Origin of the sequence: Citrobacter sp. JGM124 (genome assembly GCF_018257795.1) — a bacterium.
Classification (GTDB): domain Bacteria; phylum Pseudomonadota; class Gammaproteobacteria; order Enterobacterales; family Enterobacteriaceae; genus JGM124.
Genome location: NZ_JAERJD010000005.1, coordinates 82,356 through 104,434, shown reverse-complemented (window position 1 = coordinate 104,434; position 22,079 = coordinate 82,356). Strand labels below are relative to the sequence as shown.

Genomic DNA, 22,079 nt, shown 5'->3' with positions numbered 1-22,079 from the left:
GTAAATGGCGGCGTATATTACGCCGCACAGAGGGCTCAGTAACTGCTGGCGCTTTTCCCGTCACCGTGGCCCAGTGCTTTGAGCAGGCTGGCCAGTAAGCTGGATGCGCCAAAACGGTAATGACGCGCATCAGCCCAGTCACGACCAAACATCTCATCAGCCATCGCTAAGTATTCTGCAGCATCTTCAGCAGAACGAACCCCACCCGCAGGTTTAAAACCTACCGTTTTCTCTACCCCAAGGTCACGAATGACCTCGAGCATAATGCGTGCGCTTTCCGGTGTCGCATTAACGGGTACTTTACCCGTAGAAGTTTTAATAAAGTCAGCCCCTGCCTTAATGGCAATGGTTGATGCTTTACGAATCAGTTCTTCCGTTTTTAACTCACCGGTTTCAATGATCACTTTCAGCAACACATTGGCGCTGGCACAAGCCTCTTTACAGGCTTTAACCAGGTCAAACCCCACCTGCTCATTACCGGCTATCAGAGCGCGATAAGGAAACACGACATCCACATCATCAGCACCGTAAGCAATCGCCGCACGGGTTTCTGCCAGGGCGATATCAATATCGTCGTTACCGTGCGGGAAGTTCGTTACCGTCGCGATACGAATGTCAGGCGTACCCTGTTCTTTTAGCGTCTTACGTGCGATCGGGATAAAACGAGGATAAATACAAATGGCGGCGGTGTTTCCCATCGGGGTTTTTGCCTGATGGCAAAGTGCGATGACTTTTTCATCTGTGTCATCAGTGTTCAGCGTGGTCAAGTCCATCAGTTTCAGCGCACGCAGGCTGCTGGTTTTTAAATCGCTCATAATGATCTCCAACAAAAGGGCTAGATGTCTCCGGCCTGGCAACTCAAACACAGTAAAGTGGACTTGATTCCATGAAGAGGAGAAGCCAGCCTGCTGCCTCTCATACTAAGGTCCCTCTTGCCACCTGTTTACCACCAGCCTGAATGTTATAATTCTAACATTCACACACAGAGTGAATTGTGTCCTGAATCACAAAATCCGGAGTATATATTGCATTCATTCAGTCATTATAGGTGACGCCGATAACAAAACAAGCCAAATGATACTGGCCTGATAACAAAATGGTCGGTGAATAACCGACCATTTTAATGTTACAATTATAACATTATTCACAACATGCTAGAGCGCCAAAAATATTCCTGCAATAGTGGCACTCATCAGGTTTGACAGGGTTCCGGCGATAACGGCTTTTATACCAAGCTGGGCAACATCGTGACGACGATTGGGAGCCATACTGCCTAACCCACCAATGAGAATAGCTATAGACGAGAGGTTCGCAAATCCGCAGAGGGCAAAAGAGATAATAGCTTTCGTATTTGTGGATAATACCTGCAACCCTGCTGCGGCCACCTCAGCTTCATCTTTCAGATAGGCACCAAAGTTAAGGTAGGCAACAAACTCATTAATAATCAGTTTCTGACCAATGAATGACCCTGCGATCTGGGCCTCAGCCCAGGGAACCCCAATCAGCCAGGCGACTGGGGAGAATACCCAGCCCAAAATGAGCTCCATCGTCAGTTGCGGATAGTTAAACCAGCCTCCCACACCAGACAAAATACCATTCAGCAGAGCAATCAAAGCCACAAATGCCAACAGCATCGCCCCTACATTCAGAGCCAGTTGCATACCCGATGCGGCACCAGAGGCCGCAGCGTCAAGAATATTCGTTGGGCGGTCAGGATCGTTTTCCATTGATTCAAGATGCGGCGAATCATTCGGCTTTTCGGTTTCAGGCATCATCAGTTTAGAAAATAGCAGTCCCCCGGGCGCCGCCATAAATGACGCCGCGATCAAATATTCCAGGGGCACTCCCATCTGGGCGTACCCGGCCAGAACGGAACCGGCCACCGAAGCCAGCCCCCCGCTCATCACAGTAAACAGTTCAGATCGTGTCATGGTCGCAATATAAGGGCGAACCACCAGAGGGGCTTCGGTTTGTCCAACGAAAATATTTGCCGTGGCAGAAAGAGATTCTGTACGGGAGGTTCTCAGCAATTTATGCAAGCCACCACCCAAGATTTTAATCACCCACTGCATAATGCCGATGTAATACAGCACGGCAATCAAAGAAGAGAAAAAGACGATAACAGGCAGGACACGCAAGGCAAAAACAAAACCACCGCCACCAAAAACTTCAAACATTTTATCCGATACTAACCCGCCAAAAAGGAAGGAAATCCCGGCATTACCATAACCGATAACGTTTGCTACCCCTTCAGACATAGCAAGTAAGACCTTGCGTCCCACCGGGACATAAAGAACCAGTGCACCAATGCCTATCTGAAGGACCCAGGCCCCAATAACGGTACGGAGATTGATCGCTTTGCGATCCGTGGATAGGAGAAAGGCTACCAGTAATAAAACAAGCATGCCAATTAATCCGATAAGGATTTGCATACAGATTCCCTGTCTATTTTAATAAATATCGCGGCGAATTTAGCCAATGAATTACACAGGAAATTATAACGTTAGGTAATAATAACAGGGGCACACTAATCACACACAAACAGAAATAAATAGAAATATTTACAATTATAAGTGACAGAGATCACACTTACGGGCCAAAAGTGAAGAGCGTTTCTGTATTGTTTTTTATTGCGATGGCGATCTCTTCTGGCGACTCGGGGCGTAATTCACACAGTGTCTGAAAGACACCTGCAACCCGTTCAGGGCGATTCGGCTGCCCTTGCCAGCCATTAAGTGGCATATCTGGAGCATCTGTTTCCAGTAGTAATGCAGAAAGTGGTAACTGGGCGATGACGGCTCGAGTCTTGCTGGCCCGTGGATACGTAATTGTCCCACCGACGCCAATCTGATAGCCCAGGGCAATAAAACGCTCTGCTTGTTGAAGACTGCCAGCAAAACCATGAACAACACCCGTGCGGGGAAGACGATGACGCTTTAAATGCGCGGCTAAAACGTCATGACTACGACGAGAATGCAGGATAACCGGCAAATCATGATGTTTAGCCAGTTTCAATTGTGCGTCCAGGAACTGCTGCTGCTTATCAAACTGGGGGGTATTCATATACAAATCCAGCCCAATCTCCCCTATGGCGACCAGCTTGCGAGTTCTGTTCCTGAGATGATGGTCCAGTAACTCTATATCTGAGAGCTGATGCTGCTGAATAACAATGGGATGTAATCCAAGAGCAGCATAAAGAGGGGGGTAGTTATCGGCCAGTGAGGTGACTCGCTGAAAATATTCAGCCGCGATCGCAGGAACAATGATTTTCGTTACCCCGGCTTCTGCCGCCAGGGTGATACTACCCTGCTCATCGCCCTGGAATGGTGGGAAATCAAAATGACAATGGGTATCGTAAAATTCCATACTTATGTTAAATCCTGCTCATTGCCGGGTGTTCTCGTCACGGAGCCCGGGCCTATTAATGGATTTTTTTCAGAATCACTCACCTGTTTTTCCTGCTTCACCTGCGCTTCCAGCACGGCTCTTGATATGCCTGCCGGGGCGGTATAACGTTTCACCGGGGGCTTATCAATCAACAGTTTTCCTACCGTCGCCAAAAAATATCGGCCACACAGCCGCCCCATTTTGTAGTCAATATTAAGCGCAGTTTGTCGACTTCCCAGGGCACTACTGAGTAACGCCCTGGGCGGGTATATTTCAAAAATTCGCAAGTTATCGGGTGGATTATCAATATAGTGCTGAATACTGCTGTAACTGGCTTGATGGTGTTGAGCCATCATAAGCAACTGCTGTAAGCTCCCCTCGCTAAACCAGTTCTCCATATGTTTCAACCAGCGTGCAGGGTAGATAACCTGTGAAGGAACGGTACGAATCACCACGACCGTATCCGCCCCCTGCCTGACCGCTTCACGAACGGGTATCGCGTCGCTGATACCACCATCAAGATAATTAACGCCGCCAATCTCTACCCCGCTACGATAAAAACCAGGAATAGCACTGGAGGCTTTCAGAATATTAAGCCAGGTATCACGAGTCGGGGAAAAGTAATCTGCTTGATAGTTATCACTGCGGCAGGCGCACATAAAGAATACCTTGCCCAGATCAAACAGCTTTTCAGCATGAGGGATGGCCAAAGGACACTGGCTGGATGTTGAGTCAATGAGCCAGTCCAGATCGATTAAGTTTCCACCACGGACAAAGCGCAACGGATTAAAGAACTCTCGCCGGGTGGTGTAGTTCATTATCACATTACGGGCATAACCACGTTGATTACAGAGATAGGCAGAGAGATTCTGCGCCCCTGCCGATGTCCCCAGCAGTAGATCAAAAGGATTAAAACGGGCTCGCATAAACTCGTCCAGGACACCGGCGGTGAAGATACCTCGCTGGCCGCCTCCTTCACAAACAAGCGCTATTTTACTGCTGTCAAAGGGTGTCAGCGCCAGCGGCGCAATATTGCCTATGGTAACGGGAGTACGATGCCCCACAACAGCTTCCTCATGATTCAGTAACGATTGTTGAGCACTATGCACTCTGGAACGAACGATGCACAACCAAAAATAGTCGCTGCCGTCTGTATCGGTTTAAACCTTAAAGACAACATGGCGACACTTCCTGGCTAAGGGACGGGCAGGAAAAATAAAATGGGATGCAAAAAGTATGCTGAAAACAACTCAGCCAGTTAACGAAACTGGCTGGGAAACCGTGTTGATTCAGGCCATGCGCTCTATCGTCGCCCACGCCCCGTGAACAGGCTGACCAGAAAGAGAATAATACCCACGACAAAGACTATTTTTGCAGCCCCGGCGGCAGTACCAGCAAGACCACCGAAGCCTAATGCCGCAGCGATTATCGCAATAATCAGAAAAATAATTCCCCAACGAAACATAAGTACCTCCTGAATCCTGGTAAAATATCTCACCCTGAAATGGGCAGTGCTAATACCGCCCACCAGATGCTATTCAGTTATTATCAGGCTCTGCTGTTTATAAGACACAAACCGCAGACGAAGTGTTCTTAAAACCGATTTATGGAACCACTTTCAGATCATTTTTTACGCTTTTAACACCCTCAATGGTCTTGGCAACACTTTCCACATGGGCTGACTGTGCGTTAGATTTCACTTCCCCGGTCAGCTGCACAATGCCATCGGTGGTTTTCACTGCTATTTTGTTAGAAGCAATATTCTCTGTAGAGAGTAGTTTTGTTTTCACTTTACTGGTGATAACAGTGTCCCCGGTGTAGTTCCCTACGGACTCTGAAATGGTTTTATTGTCATCCTCACCCACATGCAGCTTATCGCTGACGGCGCTGACACCCTCTACATTCCTGGCGATGTCCACCGCCTGTTCAGCTTCTTTCTGGCTTCTGACAAAACCGCTTAATGTCACGACTTTGTTCTCAGTGTTAACCGAGATATCGGTACTTTTAATACTCTTCTGGTCAATAAGTTTGGCTTTTACTCTGGCAGTAATCTCACTGTCATCCATAAAGTGCCCCACCTTGCCCATCGAGCTATCAATTTTTTGCCCCAGAGTACTGGATTGATGATTTGCCGAATCTTGTGCATAAGCACCCATACTGACCAGTGACGAACCTAACATGATAGCCAGTAGCGTTTTTGAAATAGTCTTCTTAGTCATCGCATTACTCCTGTAGGTTTAGTCATCATTGTCATTGAAGCCTGCTTCCGGTTGAACGAAAGAACCATTAGTGATTAATGTTGTGATAACGCGAGAAGCAAAAATTAACTTGCTGCAAATGACAGTATTACTAAATTATTCATCCAACAAAATTGTCATCACGATGTTAAATATAGCAAAGATTCGTGATCAATTCTGAAAATAAGCTCAAAAAACAGACAAAAAAAGAAAACTGGCAGGTAATTCGGAATGTTCTGCAATGCATAAAACAGGCTGGGGAAATTAAAGAGCGCGGTGAATACCGCGCTCTGAAGAGGTGTAAATCAGTGCTCCCGCGTTTTACGGAAACTCACTTCAGGATAACGTTCCTGGGTCAAGTTGAGGTTAACCATTGTAGGGGCAATATAAGTCAAGTTATCGCCACCATCCAGTGCCAGCTGCATTTCGTTTTTACGCTGGAACTCGTCAAATTTCTTCAGGTTATCGCTCTCAACCCAGCGGGCGGTAGCAACGTTAACAGACTCATAAATGGCTTCAACGTTATATTCGCTTTTCAGGCGAGCCACAACCACATCAAACTGCAGTACACCGACCGCCCCCACAATCAGATCGTTATTCGCAATCGGGCGGAAGACCTGAACAGCCCCTTCTTCGGACAACTGAACCAGACCTTTCAACAATTGTTTCTGTTTCAGGGGATCACGTAAACGAATGCGACGGAACAGTTCTGGAGCAAAGTTCGGGATACCGGTGAATTTCATCATTTCCCCTTGAGTGAAGCTGTCACCGATCTGAATAGTACCGTGGTTATGCAACCCGATAATGTCTCCCGGATAAGCCTCTTCTACATGGGAACGATCACCCGCCATAAAAGTCAGTGCATCAGAGATAACGACATCTTTACCCAGGCGAACCTGACGTAACTTCATCCCTTTTTCGTACTTACCAGAAACCACGCGCATAAAAGCAACACGGTCACGATGCTTCGGATCCATATTGGCCTGAATCTTAAAGACAAAGCCACTGAACTTCTCTTCCTGTGCAGTCACAGTGCGCGTATCAGTATTACGAGGCATCGGCGCCGGAGCCCATTCAATTAACCCGTCCAGCATGTGGTCAACACCGAAGTTACCCAGAGCGGTACCAAAGAATACCGGGGTAATCTCACCGGCCAGGAACAGTTCCTGATCAAATTCATTAGAAGCGCCCTGCACAAGCTCCAGCTCATCCCGTAGCTGCATCGCCAGCTCTTCACCCACAGCACTGTCCAGTTCTGGGCTATTCAAGCCTTTAACAATACGCACATCTTGAATGGTATGGCCTTTACCGCTCTGATAGAGGTAAGTTTCGTCTTTATAGAGGTGGTAAACCCCTTTGAAAAGTTTGCCACAGCCAATAGGCCAAGTGATGGGAGAGCAGGCAATTTTCAGTTCGCGTTCGACTTCATCCAGCAACTCCATTGGGTCACGGATATCACGATCCAGTTTGTTCATAAAAGTAAGGATCGGCGTATCGCGCAGACGGGTAACTTCCATCAGCTTGCGGGTCCGGTCTTCAACACCCTTGGCCGCATCAATCACCATCAGACAGCAGTCTACCGCCGTCAAAGTACGGTAAGTATCTTCAGAGAAGTCTTCGTGCCCGGGGGTATCCAGCAGGTTAACCAGACAATCATGGTACGGGAACTGCATCACCGAGGTGGTAATCGAGATCCCACGCTGTTTTTCCATTTCCATCCAGTCAGATTTGGCATGCTGGCTGGAGCCACGGCCTTTCACCGTACCTGCTGTTTGAATCGCGTGTCCGAACAATAACACCTTCTCGGTGATCGTCGTTTTACCGGCATCCGGGTGGGAAATAATCGCAAAGGTGCGACGTTTCGACACCTCTTGCAAAAAAGGAGACAAAGTCATGTTGATATCTTCTTTGATAGACGCGCAGAGAAAGACTACGCGTCGAGTAAACGTTAACTGGGGTTATTTTACCCCCCATTCGGGGCTAAATGATCAACTATCTGATTTACACAACAGTTGCTCCAATTCACTTAATGTAGAAACTTGCCAGGTGGGTTGAATACCTTCCGGCAAGCTACGTCCATTCATATTCAGCCAGCAGGTCGCAATGCCCGCATTGATTCCCCCCAGAATGTCAGACTCTGGAGTATCTCCAACCATCAGGATACGCGAAAGGGGCGGATGTCCCATTTTGTCAAACGTATACTCGAAAATCTTAGTGTCAGGTTTGGCTACACCCACTTGCTCAGAAATAACCAGTAGGTCAAAGTGATCGCTCAAACCCGTGCGCTCAAGCCGGCGCTGTTGTAACGCAGTAAAGCCATTCGTGATGATACCTATTTTCACTTTTCCCTGAAGAGAATCAAGTAAAGAGACGGCACCAGGTAATGGCGCACAAATATCCGCCATGGCGGATAAAAATGCCTGATTCAGTTCACTGGGCGGGACATCAAGACGCCCGGCCCAGCCTTCAAAGCGCTGGAGCTGTAACTGCGTCGCGGTGATAGTACCATTCTGGTAGTCGACCCACAGAGGTTTATTAACGGCCTGATATGCCTGGAAATCATTCTCAGTAAAGGTCACGCCATAATGCAGAAACATCCGTTGTAAGCCACCGAATGAATCAAAGGTAAACAGCGTTTCATCCGCGTCAAATAAAATCCAGTCCCAGTTCATTAAGAATCCTTTTGTTGCATCAACCTAAAGGTAAAGCCATGACAATAGCATCTTCCCGCCCATCTTTAGCCGGGTAGTAGTTTCTGCGAATCGTCACTTCATTGAAGCCCAGACATTCATAGAGCGCGATAGCCGCCTGATTAGAAGCACGCACTTCAAGCCACAATGTGGTGACTGCCCGCTTTTCAAGCTCGCTGATAAGATGTTCCAGCAAGGTACGGCCCAAGCCACGGCGCTGATAATCAGGGCTGACAGCGATATTGAAGAGCGTCGCTTCATCGAGTACAACCTGAGTCACGGCAAATGCAGCCATCTCGCCATCAACATCCAGTCGGAGATTGAAGTAACGCTCCCCCTGATTGCTGGCAAAGGTTTTTTCACTCCAGGGAAAAGCATGACTGCGTTGCTCTATCCCATAGGCTGCTGTCAAATCACTCGGCTGTAGAGAATAAATCATGTTCATAGCTGCAAATTTGTTGCCACAAAGCGCGTCGTGCCGCGCTATTTAAATAAAGCTCATCCAAGTCTACAGAGTGTAACTTAGCCCCGGAAAGCGCTAACGGGACCTCAACACCCAAACACCAACTATTACAGTGCTTATCTGCCGGCAGCATAACGGCACGTTCAGGTGCAATCTGAAGCACCTGATGGCTATGCACACCCAGACTGCGCAAGACGTCCATAACAAAGGGATCGCTTAATGCATTTACTCTTTCGGTGACCAGCACTAACCGCGCATCGGGGGGAAGCGTAACAGCAATTTCACCTTGTAACACCGCCGGACGTCGTAATACCCACTGAGTCATCCCCAGTTGTTGTAATTGCCAGTCGCGTCGGGTAGGAAGAGTCATGGCAAGTCCCATCGATAACAATATTCGGGGCGCAAATATAGCAAATTCATCGAATCCACGCCATTAAAGCTCTATACTTACGTTTCTGTTTTCCCAGGAGTGATTTGATGAGTGCGTTAACCCCGGCGAGTGAAGTTCTGTTGCGCCACAGCGATGATTTTACCGAGTGCCGCGTATTGTTTGCCGGTGACCTACAAGATGACCTGCCAGCGCGTTTTACAACCGCAGCCAGTCGCGCCCATACCCAGCAATTTCACCACTGGCAGGTATTAAGTGCGCTAATGGGTGACCATGCACAATTCGGCCTGATTGCTACACCAGAGGCGGTTGCTGACAGCAATACTCTGGTTTATTACTGGCCAAAGAATAAACCTGAAGCACAGTTTCAGCTCATGAACATCTTATCAATGATGCCCGTCGGCAGTGATGTTTTTGTCGTGGGTGAAAACCGTAGTGGTGTACGTAGCGCAGAACAGATGCTCGAAGACATTTGTCCACTGACTAAAATTGACAGCGCCCGGCGCTGTGGTCTCTACCATGGTCGCCTGGAACACCAGGCGATTTTTGATGCCAGCAACTATTGGGGCGAATACCAGACAGAGGGCTTGACGGTAAAAACATTACCCGGCGTCTTCAGTCGTGATGGTTTGGATGTCGGCAGTAAGTTGCTACTCTCCACGTTGTCTGCCCATAGCAAAGGCAAAGTGCTGGATATGGGATGCGGCACAGGGGTACTTTCTGTAGCCCTGGCCACACACTCCCCAAAAGTTCGCCTGACGCTGTGTGATGTCAGTGCCGCTGCGGTTGAGGCGAGCCGCGCAACGCTTGCCGCGAATGCTATCGAAGGTGATGTTTTCACCAGCAATGTTTACTCAGAAGTCAACGGTCGATTTGATATGATACTTTCGAATCCACCGTTCCATGATGGTTTGCAAACCAGCCTTGATGCCGCATCGCAACTGATTCGTGGTGCCGCACGTCACCTTAATATTGGTGGTGAATTACGCATCGTGGCTAATGCATTCCTGCCTTATCCGGCCATACTGGATGAAACATTTGGCCAGCATGAAGTCCTGGCTCAGACCGGCCGATTTAAAGTTTATCGGGCAGTCATGGGGCGTGGTGCGAAGAAGCGTTAATTAACACAGAATGCCGTTTTTTCCAGCGATCAATGAAACGGCACGAAATTAACAGTTGACGAAGCTCAGAAAACATCTAGAATTCGCCTCCGTGGTTGTGATGCTTCGGCATGACAGGTATGCGAAGGTGGCGGAATTGGTAGACGCGCTAGCTTCAGGTGTTAGTGTTCTTACGGACGTGAGGGTTCAAGTCCCTCTCTTCGCACCAACTTGCTTAATTTATTTTCCCCATCCCCTTCGTTATATACCTCGTTGTTTTCACGCTATGCTCCCTCCGCTTAGTCGCATAATAATCAACAGTAATCCGCTGGCAAATGCAATGCATGATGGTAACAGGACAAAATGCCGTAACCGTTTGTGATACAACATAATTATTGTCATCAATAAACCTGCAGTCACCAGCAATCGCCACTGTTCAAAACTTAACTCCAGACAAGTCAATAACGCAACCGCGAGTGCCGCTACCGTCATCCCCCACCCACTTTGAAGCTGTCTTTGTAGCATTATGTTGCTTTCCGCCATGATAATGATAATCACTATCATATGACAACTTTTCTCACTTGTCAGCGAAATAATCAGGCCTTGATGTAAACTATTATCAGCATTTTCTTAATAGCTAATGACATTAAATTTATAAAGTGATAAATTTAGCCGCAACCAGTACTGGTTTAATAAAAACACTAAGAAAGTACCTATTATAATTTGTATTAATTTTAAATACACTGGCGATTAACAGTACATTATTCTATGAAAGCATCATTGCTATGACATCACACATCTGGCATGCCTTACTTAAAAGTAACCATATGCTTTCGTTATGTTTATTTGTATTACTTAATGGCCTTTCCGCCATGGCCTCCCTGTTTTTTCCTTTTTATTCTTCACAAAATCTCACGTTACCTGCGATAGCGATTTTAGCCGGCAGTGTTATTCTCTTCATGCTGGGCTTATCCCATGTTAATCGTCTGATTAGCTTAAATATAACTGCATTCTGTTACGGGCTATTGTGGGCGGCACAGATCCTTATTAAAGATAATTTGTTAATACAGCACCATCATCCTGTCCTGATGATGAGCCTGATGTCCGTTTTATTGGTTGCAACCCTCTCTTTTATTAATAATATTTCTGCATTTATTCTCTACTGTTTGCCTGTCTACTTGGTCGTTTTTTGGCTGAACCATAATGAATATGGCCTCTGGCTGACATTTACGGTAGCCCTGCCTGCGCTGGGTATTGCTATTCAGCACCAGATACAAAAACGTCATAGAGAGTATATTCAGCGAGTTATGCATAAATTTAAAGAAGAGCGAGAAAGGCTGAGTGATCTCAGTATGTTAGACCCGCTTACCGGCTTATATAATCGTCGTGGATTCCAGCATCGCTTCGACAGCACCATGGCAAAAAAAGAGGGTAATCACTATATTCTGTTGCTGGATATTGATCGTTTTAAATCCTATAACGACCACTATGGCCACAGCATGGGTGACCAGACATTGACGCGGGTCTCTGCAGCTATCCGCAACGCGGTACGCGCCAAAGATATCGTCGTTCGCTATGGGGGAGAAGAGTTTCTGGTGATGCTGACCAATATTAACAGTGAACAGGCTTTACAGACGGCCGAACGTATCCGCCAGTATGTTTATGACCTTAATATTGTTCATCAATTTAATAATGAACTGAGCGGTAATATTACTATCAGTATTGGGCTCACCCCGCTCCACGGTAATAATATTGAACAGGCTCTGTTACAGGCAGATAAGGCACTGTACCAGGCCAAAAATCATGGCCGGAACCAAATATTAACGACGGAGTCATTCGACCAGTCTTAATCCATAATGAATCGCCTGTATTAGCATGCCGCAATGTATCAACAAGATAGTTATATTACTGAATGATGACACGAGTGATAATCATAATACCGGCTCCCCCCAGGTGGCCCCGGCATTATTGTTGAACACTCATACTTGTCAGAAAAAATATGTGCCTGGTCATTAAGAAAATCAAATAAAAACCAGGTTAACAAATCTGAGTTAATGTAAAAATTATCGTTAATTATATGATTACTTCTTAGTCAGGTAACGTACTTCGCGGATATAAGTATGAGTTGTTATCGTGCCACTATCTTGCGTATTGAAAAATTTGCTTAAACCTTGATCTCATACCAATAGGCAGTCCTATTGGTATATGTTAATAATAAAGCAAACAAAAACGCCATTGCTCATCTCTCTTAGGGTTCGCTATGCAAAATGAAATATCTCATCAGCAGGAGGTCACTCGTTTATGTATCCAGTGTGCGATTTTTCTACTCCAGCATGGTGCAGAAAGTGCATTGGTTGAAGAACTGTCTACCCGTCTGGGTAAAGCATTAGGTATGGATAGTGTCGATTTATCTATCTCCGCAAATGCCATCGTACTCACGTCAATAAAGAATAATCACTGCATAACGACCACCCGCAAAAATAACGACCACGGTATAAATATGCATATCGTGACAGCCGTTCAGCATATTGTGATCATGGCTGAACATAAACTTCTGGACCATAAAGATGTTTTAAAACGTTTTGCCCATTTGAAGCCTTTACGTTATCCACGCTGGTTAATGGTCCTCGTCGTCGGGCTTTCTTGCGCCAGTTTTTGCAAATTAAATAAGGGAGGATGGGACGGCGCGTTGGTGACATTTATTGCCAGTGCTGTCGCCATGTATTTCCGCTTACTGCTCACCCAACGACGGCTTCATCCACAAATCACGTTTGCTATCACAGCCTTCGTCGCCACCAGCGTGTCTGGTTTACTCATTGGCAAAGGCATATTTCCCCATACATCAACCATCGCTATCGCTTCCAGTGTGTTATTGCTGGTACCAGGATTTCCGCTGATCAATGCCGTCGCCGATATGTTTAAAGGCCATATCAATACCGGGCTGGCACGCTGGGCAATGGCAAGTCTACTCACGCTGGCGACCTGTATCGGGATTGTTATCTCTCTCGCTTTCTGGGGGCTCAACGGATGGGCATAATGGAATTTATCCTCGCACTGCTCGAGGATATGCTGCTGGCGGCTATCCCGGCACTGGGCTTCGCCATGGTCTTTAATGTCCCGGCTCGGGCTCTGCCCTATTGCGCTTTGCTGGGAGCAATAGGCCATGGCTCACGCATGATTTTGTTGGCGTCAGGCCTTAGTATTGAGTCAGGAACCTTTCTTTCCGCTATTCTGATAGGCACTATTGGGATTCAGTGGTCTCGCTGGTACCTTGCCCACCCTAAAATTTTCACTGTGGCAGCCGTCATTCCAATGTTTCCCGGAATTTATGCTTATACCTCGATGATCTCTATCGTAAAACTGAGCCAGTCGGGTTATAGCGGGGTGCTCTTTGCTCAGGCGGTGACAAGTTTTCTTAAAGCATCTTATATTGTTGGTGCGTTATCCATAGGATTATCGCTTCCCGCGTTATGGTTATATCGTAAGAAACCACGCGTATAATTTGCACGCAGGATAAGCTGCTTACGGCGTGACGGGGATACAAGACAGTGGAGAATAACCTTGTCTTGTGTCGGAAAAATGTGCTCTTCAATTCGGTATAATGACGTCCATGACAATAAAAATAGAGTTATCTGATCCGAGTGCAGTGCGGTTAGAAGACCAACTCTGTTTCGCAGTGTATTCCGCAAATTTAGCTATTAATAAACGTTATCGCCAGTGGCTGGCACCATTGAAGCTGACTTATCCACAATATTTGGTGATGCTGATACTGTGGCAACAAGACAATATCACCGTATCGCAAATTGGTGAGCAGCTCTTTCTGGATTCAGCCACATTAACCCCACTCCTGAAAAGGCTGGAAAGTGCAGGCCGGATAATGCGCTACCGTTCCCGCGACGATGAACGCCTGGTGGTTATAACACTAACGCCGGAAGGTCTCGCTCTGAAAGAACAGTCCAGGCATCTGCCTGAAATACTTCAGCAAACATTAGCGGACAGTAGCGATAATCTCCTGCAGCTGAAAACACAACTTGAACAACTGCGCCAGCAACTGAATAAATAGAACAGGGCAAGCAGCCAGCTACACCAGATAATGTAAAGACAGATGCTACCGATGTTCGTTAAGTAAAAAACACACAATGTTTGCTCTTTTCCAGACTTCGGGCGACAATGCCATAGCACACTGTTTTATCGGTAATCATCGTGTAAACACACAACTTATTAAAAAAAACAGATATAAATAGCGCACTATTCTATAGCCCACACTGCTCACTACTCATTCCCGAATATAGTCCAGAGCTATCCTGTAACCTGGGCCAGATGACAATCAAAATCCAGAAGCGCCTCGGCGCTGCCTAAGCTTAGTGCTGTAAGCCTGAATCGGGTTGCCAGCAGGATAACTTCATTGTTATCCGGTGCCAGACGCACTAAACCGTAATTATCTATCCTGTCATTATGGGCTTCAATATATTGCCCGAGAACCATAAATGGATTCGCAGTAACAGGCACCCTGATGGCAAGGTACTGTTGCCCTGATAATGGAGTATGGAGTCTTTGCCATTGATGCCCCAGATGATCTTTTTGCTGTGAAATCACCTGATAGACTTCTGGTTTCAGGCATGCCAGATGAAGATGGAGTTGATTCTGAGTACGGCCGTATCGTGAATTGACAGCCAGGGCCAGGTAACGATCCGGTACAGGAAAAGCCGCTTGTTGCAGTAAAAAGTGGCGTGTGTCCCAGCCATACTGGAAGTAGTTTTTCGCTGTGGGTTCTCGTAATGCCGGACTTTCGATACCGGACGTTTTTTCTGTCGGGATCAATAAGGTGTGCAGTGGGCCATGAGCATCATTGAACACGGCATAGTGTTGCCCCAGATTCACAGCCAGACAGTGTACCGACTTCCCCTGCTGTAACTGCTCAGGCACACAATACTGACTCACCTTATCCCACAATTGGTGACTGTGGTACTGCAACCATGCCAGGCACAACGCCGCGAGTAAAATGCCAATAACACCGCAGCCAGCAATAACAGGCAGTATTTTTATCAGTAATCGGGCGGCAAGTAATGCAAACAAGAAGACGTTACGTAACACCATGATGACCTGGCTATATACCCAAAGTCAGGCCTGAGTGGCTGGTCAGGGGCGAACTGAATTGACCTTCGTCCCTGACCTGATACCTGACAGCAAGTTTAGTTATGATTTTGAATTTTCTTAATAATATTCGTTGTCGAGCAACCATCTTCAAAATTCAATACCATCACTTCCCCGCCGTTTGCCCACACTTCAAGACTACCGGCGATTTGGTCTGGCTTATAGTCCCCCCCTTTCACCAGGCAATCAGGCAGAACTTCGCCAATCAAACGCTGGGGGGTATCCTCTTCAAATAGTACAACCCAATCCACGGCTTCCAGAGCAGCCAGTACAACCATTCGCTGATCCTGTGGATTAACTGGGCGGGTTTCACCTTTCAGACGGCGGGTAGAAGCATCGCTGTTGACTGCAACAATAAGACGATCGCCGAGCTTACGCGCATTAGCCAGATACGAGACGTGGCCGGCGTGAAGAATATCAAAGACGCCATTGGTCATGACAACGCGCTCACCCCGTTTACGGGCAGCTGCCACAGCGACTTTCAACTCAGTTTCGCTCATTACGCCAAAACCGGTTTCAGAACGCCCACGTACCGCATTTTCCAGTTCGACAGGCGACACAGTGGAGGTACCCAATTTACCGACAACCACACCGGCAGCTGCGTTGGCAAAATAGCAGGCCTCTTCCATTGAGTGGCCAGATGCCAGTGTCGCAGCCAGAACCCCGATTACCGTATCTCCGGCGCCAGTAACGTCATACACTTCCTGGGCCTGGGTAGGTAAATGGAAAGGCTCAACATCAGGTCGTAGCAAGGTCATCCCCTGCTCTGAACGGGTTATCAACAATGCAGATAAGTCATAATCATCAATCAGCTTCATGCCCCGCATCACGAGATCATCTTCATTGAGACATTTCCCAACTACAGCTTCAAACTCAGTCAGGTTTGGTGTTAATAATGTGGCTCCCCGATAGCGTTCAAAGTCCGTGCCTTTGGGATCGATAAGCACAGGCACGTTGGCAGCACGAGCCAGGCCAATCATATGTTGCACGCTTTCCAGTGCACCTTTCGCATAGTCAGACAGCACTAATGCGCCAATCAGTGGCAATGCCTGGCTAATACGTTCATGCAGTGGATTCGGGTCTATCCCTGCAAATCCTTCTTCAAAATCCAGCCGAATAAGCTGCTGGTTACGAGACAGTACCCGCAGTTTAGTGATTGTCGGGTGGGTCGGGACTGAAACAAAATCACACTTTACGTTTACCTTAGTCAGCGTCTGGCTGAGTGCACGTGCGGCATCATCAATCCCGGTTAACCCAACTAAACGCGAGGCTGCACCGAGAGAAGCAATATTCATTGCAACGTTGGCAGCCCCCCCTGGGCGCTCTTCAATAGTATCGACTTTCACAACCGGAACCGGGGCTTCCGGTGAAATACGGCTCGTGGGACCATACCAATAGCGATCCAGCATAACATCACCAACCACCATGACACCTGCACGACTGTATTCAGGCAGTGTTACCTTCATTCCTGACTCTCCAGCGAGGGATAAAATTTTGCGAAGGATGATACCATAATTAGCTCCCCACGCGCGTTTGCGACTCACCAAGCCAGATTTTCCAGCTGTGAATAACCTGCTGGCGCTCTTCAACAAACCTATCCAGCGCAACATGTCCCGGCATGGTCTGCAAAGCTAAGTGATGCAGTTCGTCACGCAACGTCACGTAAGCATGGGTGAGTGCCCTCGCTTCTTCTTCAGGGAGAATATTATCCTCAGCCATTAATGCCAGAATACGCACATTGTCAGGCCAGCGAGTTAAATCCGGGCGAGTAGCTGCATAACGTAATACCAGGTACTGGGTAATAAACTCAATATCGGTAATCCCCCCTTCATCAGCTTTAATATCAAAGCGATCCCGGTGCTTATTCCCCAGATGGGCACGCATTTTTTCACGCATTTCTCGCACTGCTGTTTTCAGGGTTTCCCCCTCCCTGGGCTGGCATAGCACTTCATAGCGGATAGCTGCAAATTGCTGATTCAGAACAGGATCACCGTAAACGACACGGGCTCGAACCAGCGCCTGGTGTTCCCAGGTCCAGGCCTCATTTTTTTGATAATCAGCAAAGGCTTCCACGGTGGTCACCAGCATTCCGGCAGCCCCGGAGGGACGTAATCGAGCATCAACTTCGTACAGTATTCCTGAGGACGTCCGGGTACTGAACAGGTGTAAAATCCGCTGGGCCAGTCGCAGATAAAACTGGATACCATCAATTTCACGTTCACCATCAGTGGTCACTTCCGCCGGGCAATTATGCAGAAACACCAGATCGAGATCGGAGCTATAACCCAGCTCCAGCCCACCCAGTTTGCCATAGCCCACGACAGCAAATCCGCGATTACTCTCCCCTTGTAAATGACGTGGCTGACCATAACGCGCCACCATCTGCGTCCAGGCCTGTTGCACCACGGCATCAATGATGGCCTCGGCCAGCCAGGTTAGGTGGTCACTGACTTTCATCACGGGTAAGGTGCCGGTGATATCCGCCGCAGCCACGCGTAATAGCTGTACCTGTTTAAACTGCCGTAATGCTTCCAGCAGCTGCTCTTCGTCATCATTAACACGCAGTAAATACTGCCTCAGCTCATCAGGATAGGCATCGGTTGCCGTGGGTTGATACAAAGTGGTAGGGTCCAGCAACTCATCCAGTAACAGCGGGTAACGTGCTAACTGTTCCGCTATCATGGGTGAGGCGATACAGAGCCTCACCAGTTGCTTAAGCGCCCCGGGATATTCGGTGAGGAGTTCCAGATAGGTGGTACGAGTCACAATACCCAAGAGTAGCGGGATGACACGCGAAAGTGCCAGTGGGGCACTCTCATGCTGACAAGATTCACGCAACAGACGGGGCATCAGTTGGTCCAGAACTAAGCGCCCACGAGCCCCCAGGGTCCGCTTATTGGTATCTTCACGAAACTCAGCGAGATAGCACAGAACTTGACGTTGTACTTCAGGTGTCAGGGAGTTAAGCACGGGGACGGTTTCCTCCCCGTCGAAGGTATCCAGCCATAGTTCACGCCAGCCTTCGGAAAGCGTATCGTCCCCGACATCCGGCTCATCGTCACCAATCAGGGCATTAAATACCTGGCGCACAAGAAGCATATGTGATTGCAGCACTTGCTGTAACTCATGCCAGTCGGCAGCCCCCATCCCCCACACCAGCCGCTCACGATTAAGCGAATCGCTGGGTAACGTTTGGGTTTGCTCATCGTTAATACTCTGCAAGAGGTTTTCCAGCCTCCGCAGGTAAAGATAAGCCGCACGCAACTTTTCAGCATCATCTGCTGGCAGCAGGTTAAGCTGCGCAATGGCATCCAGGGTTGGCAATAATGCCCGGGACTGTAACAGGGGCTCCCGGCCGCCGCGGATTAACTGGAAGACCTGAACGATAAACTCCGTTTCACGGATCCCCCCCGCGCCGAGTTTAATGTTGTCAGTCAACCCACGGCGTCGTACTTCACGGGCAATCATTCCCTTCATATTACGCAATGACTGGATCACGCTAAAATCGATATAGCGACGATACACAAAAGGACGCAACATTTTGCGTAACTCCTGGCTCCAGATATCGTCGTTATCACCCATCACCCGCGCTTTCACCATGGCGTAACGTTCCCAGTCACGCCCCTGCTCCTGGTAGTAATCTTCCAGCGCGGCAAAACTCAATACCAAGGGGCCACTGTCCCCAAATGGCCGTAGCCGCATATCGACACGATAAACAAAACCATCAGCAGTGGGTTGATCAAGGACTTTAATCAGTCGCTGGCCAAGGCGGGTAAAGAACTGCGCGTTGTCCAGCTCACGACGACCACCCGTCGTTGATCCTTTTTCCGGCCAGGCAAAGATCAGATCAATGTCAGAAGAGAAGTTGAGCTCCCCCCCACCCAGTTTTCCCATCCCTAAAATCAATAACGGCTGAGCGATGCCCGCATCATTAACGGGGGTGCCCCATTCACGGCAACAAGCCTCATACAGCCAGTCTCTGGCGGCAATAATAAGCGTTTCAGCCAGCACACTAAGCTGCTGAAGCGTATCAAGGGTCGTGACCTGACCCAGAGCCTGGGACCAGGCAATACGCACCATAATACGTCGACGGAACTGACGTAATGCCTGCATTAGTGCGGCTTCATCACTAACTTGTTGCAGGTCACTCCGCAGCCAGTCACCATATTGCTGCCACTCGGCAGGCCGGGGTGGCAACTGTGATAAATCCTCGAGCCATGTGGGGTTGGCCGCCACACTGTCGCTCACAAAATCACTGACAGAGAGTACCGCACGGGCCTCTGCTGTGAGTTTCCGGACATCTGTCTGTTCTGGAAAATGTGATAACACAACCTGTAAATGGTGTTGCAACAACGGTGTAAGCGGCATCATGGTGGAGTTCCTTGCCTGTCAGTTATTTTCCGCTATGTAACCAAAAAGGTACCTGCGAAATGGCTTCATTACGATAGTGTTCAATTTCAACGGGTTGCCTTGCCACAATAGCGTCGTTCAGCCCTTGCCAGTTTTCCAGCCATGTGGATGCTTGTTCTGTATGGTAGATCCCGGCCAGCAAACGTGCGGCATCTAACTCACGGGCCAGGCGCGTCAGTTTGTCCGCATAGGTGTCGCCCAGAGGACGCTGGAAAATATCTTTTAACTCAGATGCATGACGTGACAAATTGATATCTGCAAAGCGCTTTAACGATCCCGCGAGTTTAGCCCGTCCTTTATCATCAATAAAATTGCGCCACTGGGATTCAAACAGCCAACGGGTTAACGCAAGCTTAGTCGCACTCGCCTGGGGACTGAACAGAATATCAGCCCCTTTGTCATGCTCTGCAAGACGAGTCTCAGAAGTGAGCAATAAGTCACGTAATTGTGAACTGGCTTTACGGGGAATAATGCCCCCAAACAGGGCTAAAATGTGACGGATATTTTCCACGGCCAGCATGATATGACGTTTCGCCGCTCCGTTACCACGCAGCCAAAGTTCCTCGTGGTAGAGCCAGCTATCCAGCGCCTGAGACAACCCGGCGGCTAAACCTTGCTCAACGGTCGTTTTAGGTGCAAGAGACAACAAACTGAGCGGCTTAATCTGACGTTCAGGGGCACCCTGTGCCAAATGATAACCGCGGGCCGCCTTGCTCAGGCTCCCCATACGTAACCCCGTCTGGTTGATCAGCTGTCCGGCGAGAGTTAACAGTGCACTGGCTTCACCTTCCAGCAATTCCAGTTCCAATTCGCAAATCGGTTCCTGTAACGCGCCTGCAACGACGTCGCCCTGATCCAGCGCCAGCTCAATGCGGCTGGTATCTTGCTGCAGTACCCACGTTTCACGGTTGAAGTTAGTGCTAAAAAGCGGGTTCAACTGTTGCTGAAGTACGGCGACATCTAAACCCTCTGGCCAAATGTCTGCAGGTAACAGTGCCAGATCAAGGATGGGTTCATTCAGTGCCACGTTATACTCTGGACGCTGATGTAAACCACCGGTGACACGACCCGAGGTTTTCATGGTCATTTCATACTGATCGCCATTGCCGCGAATGCGCAATCCCATATTGTGACGGCGTAGAAAATTATCAGCCGTTTCATAGTAGATATTCACCAGTTTACGAACGTCGTGTTGTTCCTGGGACATTGCATTCAGTTTTTCACGCAATGATTCAATACGTTGTGGGTCAACGATAAATTTTAGTTCAATTTCCTGAGCCATATTTTTTTACTTTGCCGTGATGCACACCAAGTGTTACCCTGGCACGCGAAATCTTAATAATGAGGTAGTAGATAGTACGATAAAAAAACCTGTCAGGTCGCGTAATTACCAGCAAGAAATTGCATTTAGAAACCAAATTCATACCCGGATGATTCTCATTCCTGTTTATCCGTTGCACCTGCAGACTGTTACCACTACTATCATTTTACAACTCATGAAAAAATGTCGATCTAATGCTTAATTTACGTTTAATTTGTTTCGCTTTGCTGTCTATTAGTATTTCTACCGCGGCCAATGCCGATGAAAAACGTTATATTTCTGACGATCTCAGTACTTGGGTGCGAAGCGGCCCGGGTGATAGCTATCGTTTAGTGGGTACTGTTAATGCCGGTGAAGAAGTCACCTTACTGCAACGTAATGAAGGGACCAAATATGGTCAAATACGAGAAAGTAATGGTCGTACCGTCTGGATCCCATTGGCACAATTAAGCAACACACCGAGTTTACAAACTCGCGTTCCCGAATTAGAGAGCCAGGTCAAAACGCTGACCGATAAACTCAGCAATATCGACACTACCTGGAACCAGCGTACCGCTGAAATGCAGAAAAAAGTGGCGGGAAGCGATCAGGTCATCAATGGGCTAAAAGAAGAAAACCAGCAACTGAAAAACCAGCTGATCATCGCCCAAAAGAAAGTCGATGCCGCCAATATCCAGCTGGATGATAAACAACGTGCCATTATTTTACAGTGGTTTGTATATGGCGGTGGCGTTGCCGGTTTCGGTTTGCTAGTGGGATTACTGCTGCCGAGAATGCTGCCAAGACGCAAGAAAAAAGACCGCTGGATGAACTAACCCCCTGCCAGGAAAGGATTATCCCTTGTCTCCTGCCCCTGTATTATTCCCATCACTTTCAGGGGCAGGGTCCAGTCAGCCGAGCCATATGACCAGCCTCCTTCATTCGGCTGG

20 protein-coding genes, 1 tRNA gene and 1 pseudogene are annotated in these 22,079 nt (G+C 48.1%); 7 read left to right on the top strand and 15 right to left on the bottom strand.

Annotated elements, in window-relative coordinates:
- Positions 1-35 precede the first annotated feature (35 nt).
- The 10 genes and pseudogenes from deoC to JK154_RS08355 form a co-directional block, all read right to left on the bottom strand.
- Positions 36-815, bottom strand: coding sequence for a deoxyribose-phosphate aldolase (deoC, locus tag JK154_RS08400; RefSeq protein ID WP_211992072.1), 780 nt, complete (start codon positions 813-815; stop codon positions 36-38).
- Between the two features lie 339 nt (positions 816-1,154).
- Complete coding sequence (locus JK154_RS08395; protein ID WP_211992071.1) at positions 1,155-2,432, bottom strand: NupC/NupG family nucleoside CNT transporter; 1,278 nt, start codon at positions 2,430-2,432, stop codon at positions 1,155-1,157.
- Positions 2,433-2,589: 157 nt separating this feature from the next.
- Complete coding sequence (locus JK154_RS08390) at positions 2,590-3,372, bottom strand: TatD family hydrolase (RefSeq protein WP_211992247.1); 783 nt, start codon at positions 3,370-3,372, stop codon at positions 2,590-2,592.
- Between the two features lie 137 nt (positions 3,373-3,509).
- Positions 3,510-4,451, bottom strand: a pseudogene (locus JK154_RS08385) (patatin-like phospholipase family protein); the annotation flags it as partial.
- A gap of 239 nt (positions 4,452-4,690) precedes the next feature.
- Positions 4,691-4,852 (bottom strand): DUF1328 family protein, encoded by a 162-nt coding sequence (locus JK154_RS08380; protein WP_211992069.1) that lies wholly within the window; start codon positions 4,850-4,852, stop codon positions 4,691-4,693.
- A 139-nt stretch (positions 4,853-4,991) separates the two neighbouring features.
- Entirely contained in the window at positions 4,992-5,606 is a 615-nt protein-coding gene (osmY, locus tag JK154_RS08375; protein WP_211992068.1) for a molecular chaperone OsmY, read from the bottom strand.
- A gap of 323 nt (positions 5,607-5,929) precedes the next feature.
- The gene (prfC, locus tag JK154_RS08370) at positions 5,930-7,519 is read right to left on the bottom strand and encodes a peptide chain release factor 3 (protein ID WP_211992067.1); all 1,590 of its coding nucleotides are present in this window, start codon (positions 7,517-7,519) and stop codon (positions 5,930-5,932) included.
- 93 nt (positions 7,520-7,612) lie between these two features.
- Positions 7,613-8,296 (bottom strand): pyrimidine 5'-nucleotidase, encoded by a 684-nt coding sequence (gene yjjG, locus JK154_RS08365; RefSeq protein ID WP_211992066.1) that lies wholly within the window; start codon positions 8,294-8,296, stop codon positions 7,613-7,615.
- Between the two features lie 19 nt (positions 8,297-8,315).
- The gene (gene rimI, locus JK154_RS08360) at positions 8,316-8,759 is read right to left on the bottom strand and encodes a ribosomal protein S18-alanine N-acetyltransferase (RefSeq protein ID WP_211992065.1); all 444 of its coding nucleotides are present in this window, start codon (positions 8,757-8,759) and stop codon (positions 8,316-8,318) included.
- Entirely contained in the window at positions 8,728-9,147 is a 420-nt protein-coding gene (locus JK154_RS08355; protein ID WP_211992064.1) for a DNA polymerase III subunit psi, read from the bottom strand. The genes rimI and JK154_RS08355 overlap by 32 nt, the downstream gene beginning before the upstream one ends.
- Positions 9,148-9,254: 107 nt before the next feature.
- On the opposite strand from JK154_RS08355, the gene rsmC reads away from it, so the two are divergent.
- Both rsmC and JK154_RS08345 read left to right on the top strand, forming a co-directional pair.
- Positions 9,255-10,286, top strand: a complete 1,032-nt coding sequence (gene rsmC, locus JK154_RS08350) for a 16S rRNA (guanine(1207)-N(2))-methyltransferase RsmC (protein ID WP_211992063.1) — start codon at positions 9,255-9,257, stop codon at positions 10,284-10,286.
- 121 nt (positions 10,287-10,407) lie between these two features.
- A tRNA-Leu gene (locus tag JK154_RS08345) sits at positions 10,408-10,494 on the top strand.
- A 50-nt stretch (positions 10,495-10,544) separates the two neighbouring features.
- On the opposite strand, the gene JK154_RS08340 is transcribed toward JK154_RS08345, so the two are convergent.
- A complete protein-coding gene (locus tag JK154_RS08340) occupies positions 10,545-10,829 on the bottom strand; it encodes a DUF1435 domain-containing protein (RefSeq protein WP_211992062.1) in 285 nt (94 codons plus the stop codon).
- A gap of 221 nt (positions 10,830-11,050) precedes the next feature.
- Here JK154_RS08340 and JK154_RS08335 point away from each other — a divergent pair, with 221 nt between their 5' ends.
- The 4 genes from JK154_RS08335 (at position 11,051) to JK154_RS08320 (ending at position 14,328) form a co-directional block, all read left to right on the top strand.
- Positions 11,051-12,115, top strand: coding sequence for a GGDEF domain-containing protein (locus JK154_RS08335; protein ID WP_211992061.1), 1,065 nt, complete (start codon positions 11,051-11,053; stop codon positions 12,113-12,115).
- Between the two features lie 410 nt (positions 12,116-12,525).
- Complete coding sequence (locus JK154_RS08330) at positions 12,526-13,302, top strand: threonine/serine exporter ThrE family protein (RefSeq protein ID WP_211992060.1); 777 nt, start codon at positions 12,526-12,528, stop codon at positions 13,300-13,302.
- A complete protein-coding gene (locus tag JK154_RS08325) occupies positions 13,293-13,766 on the top strand; it encodes a threonine/serine exporter (RefSeq protein ID WP_211992059.1) in 474 nt (157 codons plus the stop codon). The genes JK154_RS08330 and JK154_RS08325 overlap by 10 nt, the downstream gene beginning before the upstream one ends.
- Before the next feature lie 109 nt (positions 13,767-13,875).
- Complete coding sequence (locus JK154_RS08320; protein WP_211992058.1) at positions 13,876-14,328, top strand: MarR family transcriptional regulator; 453 nt, start codon at positions 13,876-13,878, stop codon at positions 14,326-14,328.
- A 236-nt stretch (positions 14,329-14,564) separates the two neighbouring features.
- On the opposite strand, the gene JK154_RS08315 is transcribed toward JK154_RS08320, so the two are convergent.
- The 4 genes from JK154_RS08315 to JK154_RS08300 form a co-directional block, all read right to left on the bottom strand.
- Entirely contained in the window at positions 14,565-15,362 is a 798-nt protein-coding gene (locus JK154_RS08315) for a CDP-diacylglycerol diphosphatase (protein ID WP_211992057.1), read from the bottom strand.
- Positions 15,363-15,457: 95 nt separating this feature from the next.
- On the bottom strand, positions 15,458-16,885 hold the full coding sequence (gene hldE, locus JK154_RS08310; protein ID WP_211992056.1) for a bifunctional D-glycero-beta-D-manno-heptose-7-phosphate kinase/D-glycero-beta-D-manno-heptose 1-phosphate adenylyltransferase HldE: 1,428 nt from the start codon (positions 16,883-16,885) through the stop codon (positions 15,458-15,460).
- A 49-nt stretch (positions 16,886-16,934) separates the two neighbouring features.
- A complete protein-coding gene (gene glnE / locus JK154_RS08305; RefSeq protein ID WP_211992246.1) occupies positions 16,935-19,787 on the bottom strand; it encodes a bifunctional [glutamate--ammonia ligase]-adenylyl-L-tyrosine phosphorylase/[glutamate--ammonia-ligase] adenylyltransferase in 2,853 nt (950 codons plus the stop codon).
- 25 nt (positions 19,788-19,812) lie between these two features.
- Positions 19,813-21,111 (bottom strand): inorganic triphosphatase, encoded by a 1,299-nt coding sequence (locus tag JK154_RS08300; protein ID WP_211992055.1) that lies wholly within the window; start codon positions 21,109-21,111, stop codon positions 19,813-19,815.
- A gap of 233 nt (positions 21,112-21,344) precedes the next feature.
- On the opposite strand from JK154_RS08300, the gene JK154_RS08295 reads away from it, so the two are divergent.
- The gene (locus JK154_RS08295) at positions 21,345-21,965 is read left to right on the top strand and encodes a TIGR04211 family SH3 domain-containing protein (RefSeq protein WP_211992054.1); all 621 of its coding nucleotides are present in this window, start codon (positions 21,345-21,347) and stop codon (positions 21,963-21,965) included.
- The last annotated feature ends 114 nt before the right edge of the window (positions 21,966-22,079 follow it).

Bases quoted from the DNA above. Each gene is read 5' to 3' on its own strand.
- deoC (WP_211992072.1), bottom strand. From the start codon at position 815: ATGAGCGATTTAAAAACCAGCAGCCTGCGTGCGCTGAAACTGATGGAC.
- JK154_RS08395 (WP_211992071.1), bottom strand. From the start codon at position 2,432: ATGCAAATCCTTATCGGATTAATTGGCATGCTTGTTTTATTACTGGTA.
- JK154_RS08380 (WP_211992069.1), bottom strand. From the start codon at position 4,852: ATGTTTCGTTGGGGAATTATTTTTCTGATTATTGCGATAATCGCTGCG.
- osmY (WP_211992068.1), bottom strand. From the start codon at position 5,606: ATGACTAAGAAGACTATTTCAAAAACGCTACTGGCTATCATGTTAGGT.
- prfC (WP_211992067.1), bottom strand. From the start codon at position 7,519: ATGACTTTGTCTCCTTTTTTGCAAGAGGTGTCGAAACGTCGCACCTTT.
- yjjG (WP_211992066.1), bottom strand. From the start codon at position 8,296: ATGAACTGGGACTGGATTTTATTTGACGCGGATGAAACGCTGTTTACC.
- rimI (WP_211992065.1), bottom strand. From the start codon at position 8,759: ATGAACATGATTTATTCTCTACAGCCGAGTGATTTGACAGCAGCCTAT.
- JK154_RS08355 (WP_211992064.1), bottom strand. From the start codon at position 9,147: ATGACTCTTCCTACCCGACGCGACTGGCAATTACAACAACTGGGGATG.
- rsmC (WP_211992063.1), top strand. From the start codon at position 9,255: ATGAGTGCGTTAACCCCGGCGAGTGAAGTTCTGTTGCGCCACAGCGAT.
- JK154_RS08340 (WP_211992062.1), bottom strand. From the start codon at position 10,829: ATGATAGTGATTATCATTATCATGGCGGAAAGCAACATAATGCTACAA.
- JK154_RS08335 (WP_211992061.1), top strand. From the start codon at position 11,051: ATGACATCACACATCTGGCATGCCTTACTTAAAAGTAACCATATGCTT.
- JK154_RS08330 (WP_211992060.1), top strand. From the start codon at position 12,526: ATGCAAAATGAAATATCTCATCAGCAGGAGGTCACTCGTTTATGTATC.
- JK154_RS08325 (WP_211992059.1), top strand. From the start codon at position 13,293: ATGGGCATAATGGAATTTATCCTCGCACTGCTCGAGGATATGCTGCTG.
- JK154_RS08320 (WP_211992058.1), top strand. From the start codon at position 13,876: ATGACAATAAAAATAGAGTTATCTGATCCGAGTGCAGTGCGGTTAGAA.
- JK154_RS08315 (WP_211992057.1), bottom strand. From the start codon at position 15,362: ATGGTGTTACGTAACGTCTTCTTGTTTGCATTACTTGCCGCCCGATTA.
- hldE (WP_211992056.1), bottom strand. From the start codon at position 16,885: ATGAAGGTAACACTGCCTGAATACAGTCGTGCAGGTGTCATGGTGGTT.
- glnE (WP_211992246.1), bottom strand. From the start codon at position 19,787: ATGCCGCTTACACCGTTGTTGCAACACCATTTACAGGTTGTGTTATCA.
- JK154_RS08300 (WP_211992055.1), bottom strand. From the start codon at position 21,111: ATGGCTCAGGAAATTGAACTAAAATTTATCGTTGACCCACAACGTATT.
- JK154_RS08295 (WP_211992054.1), top strand. From the start codon at position 21,345: ATGCTTAATTTACGTTTAATTTGTTTCGCTTTGCTGTCTATTAGTATT.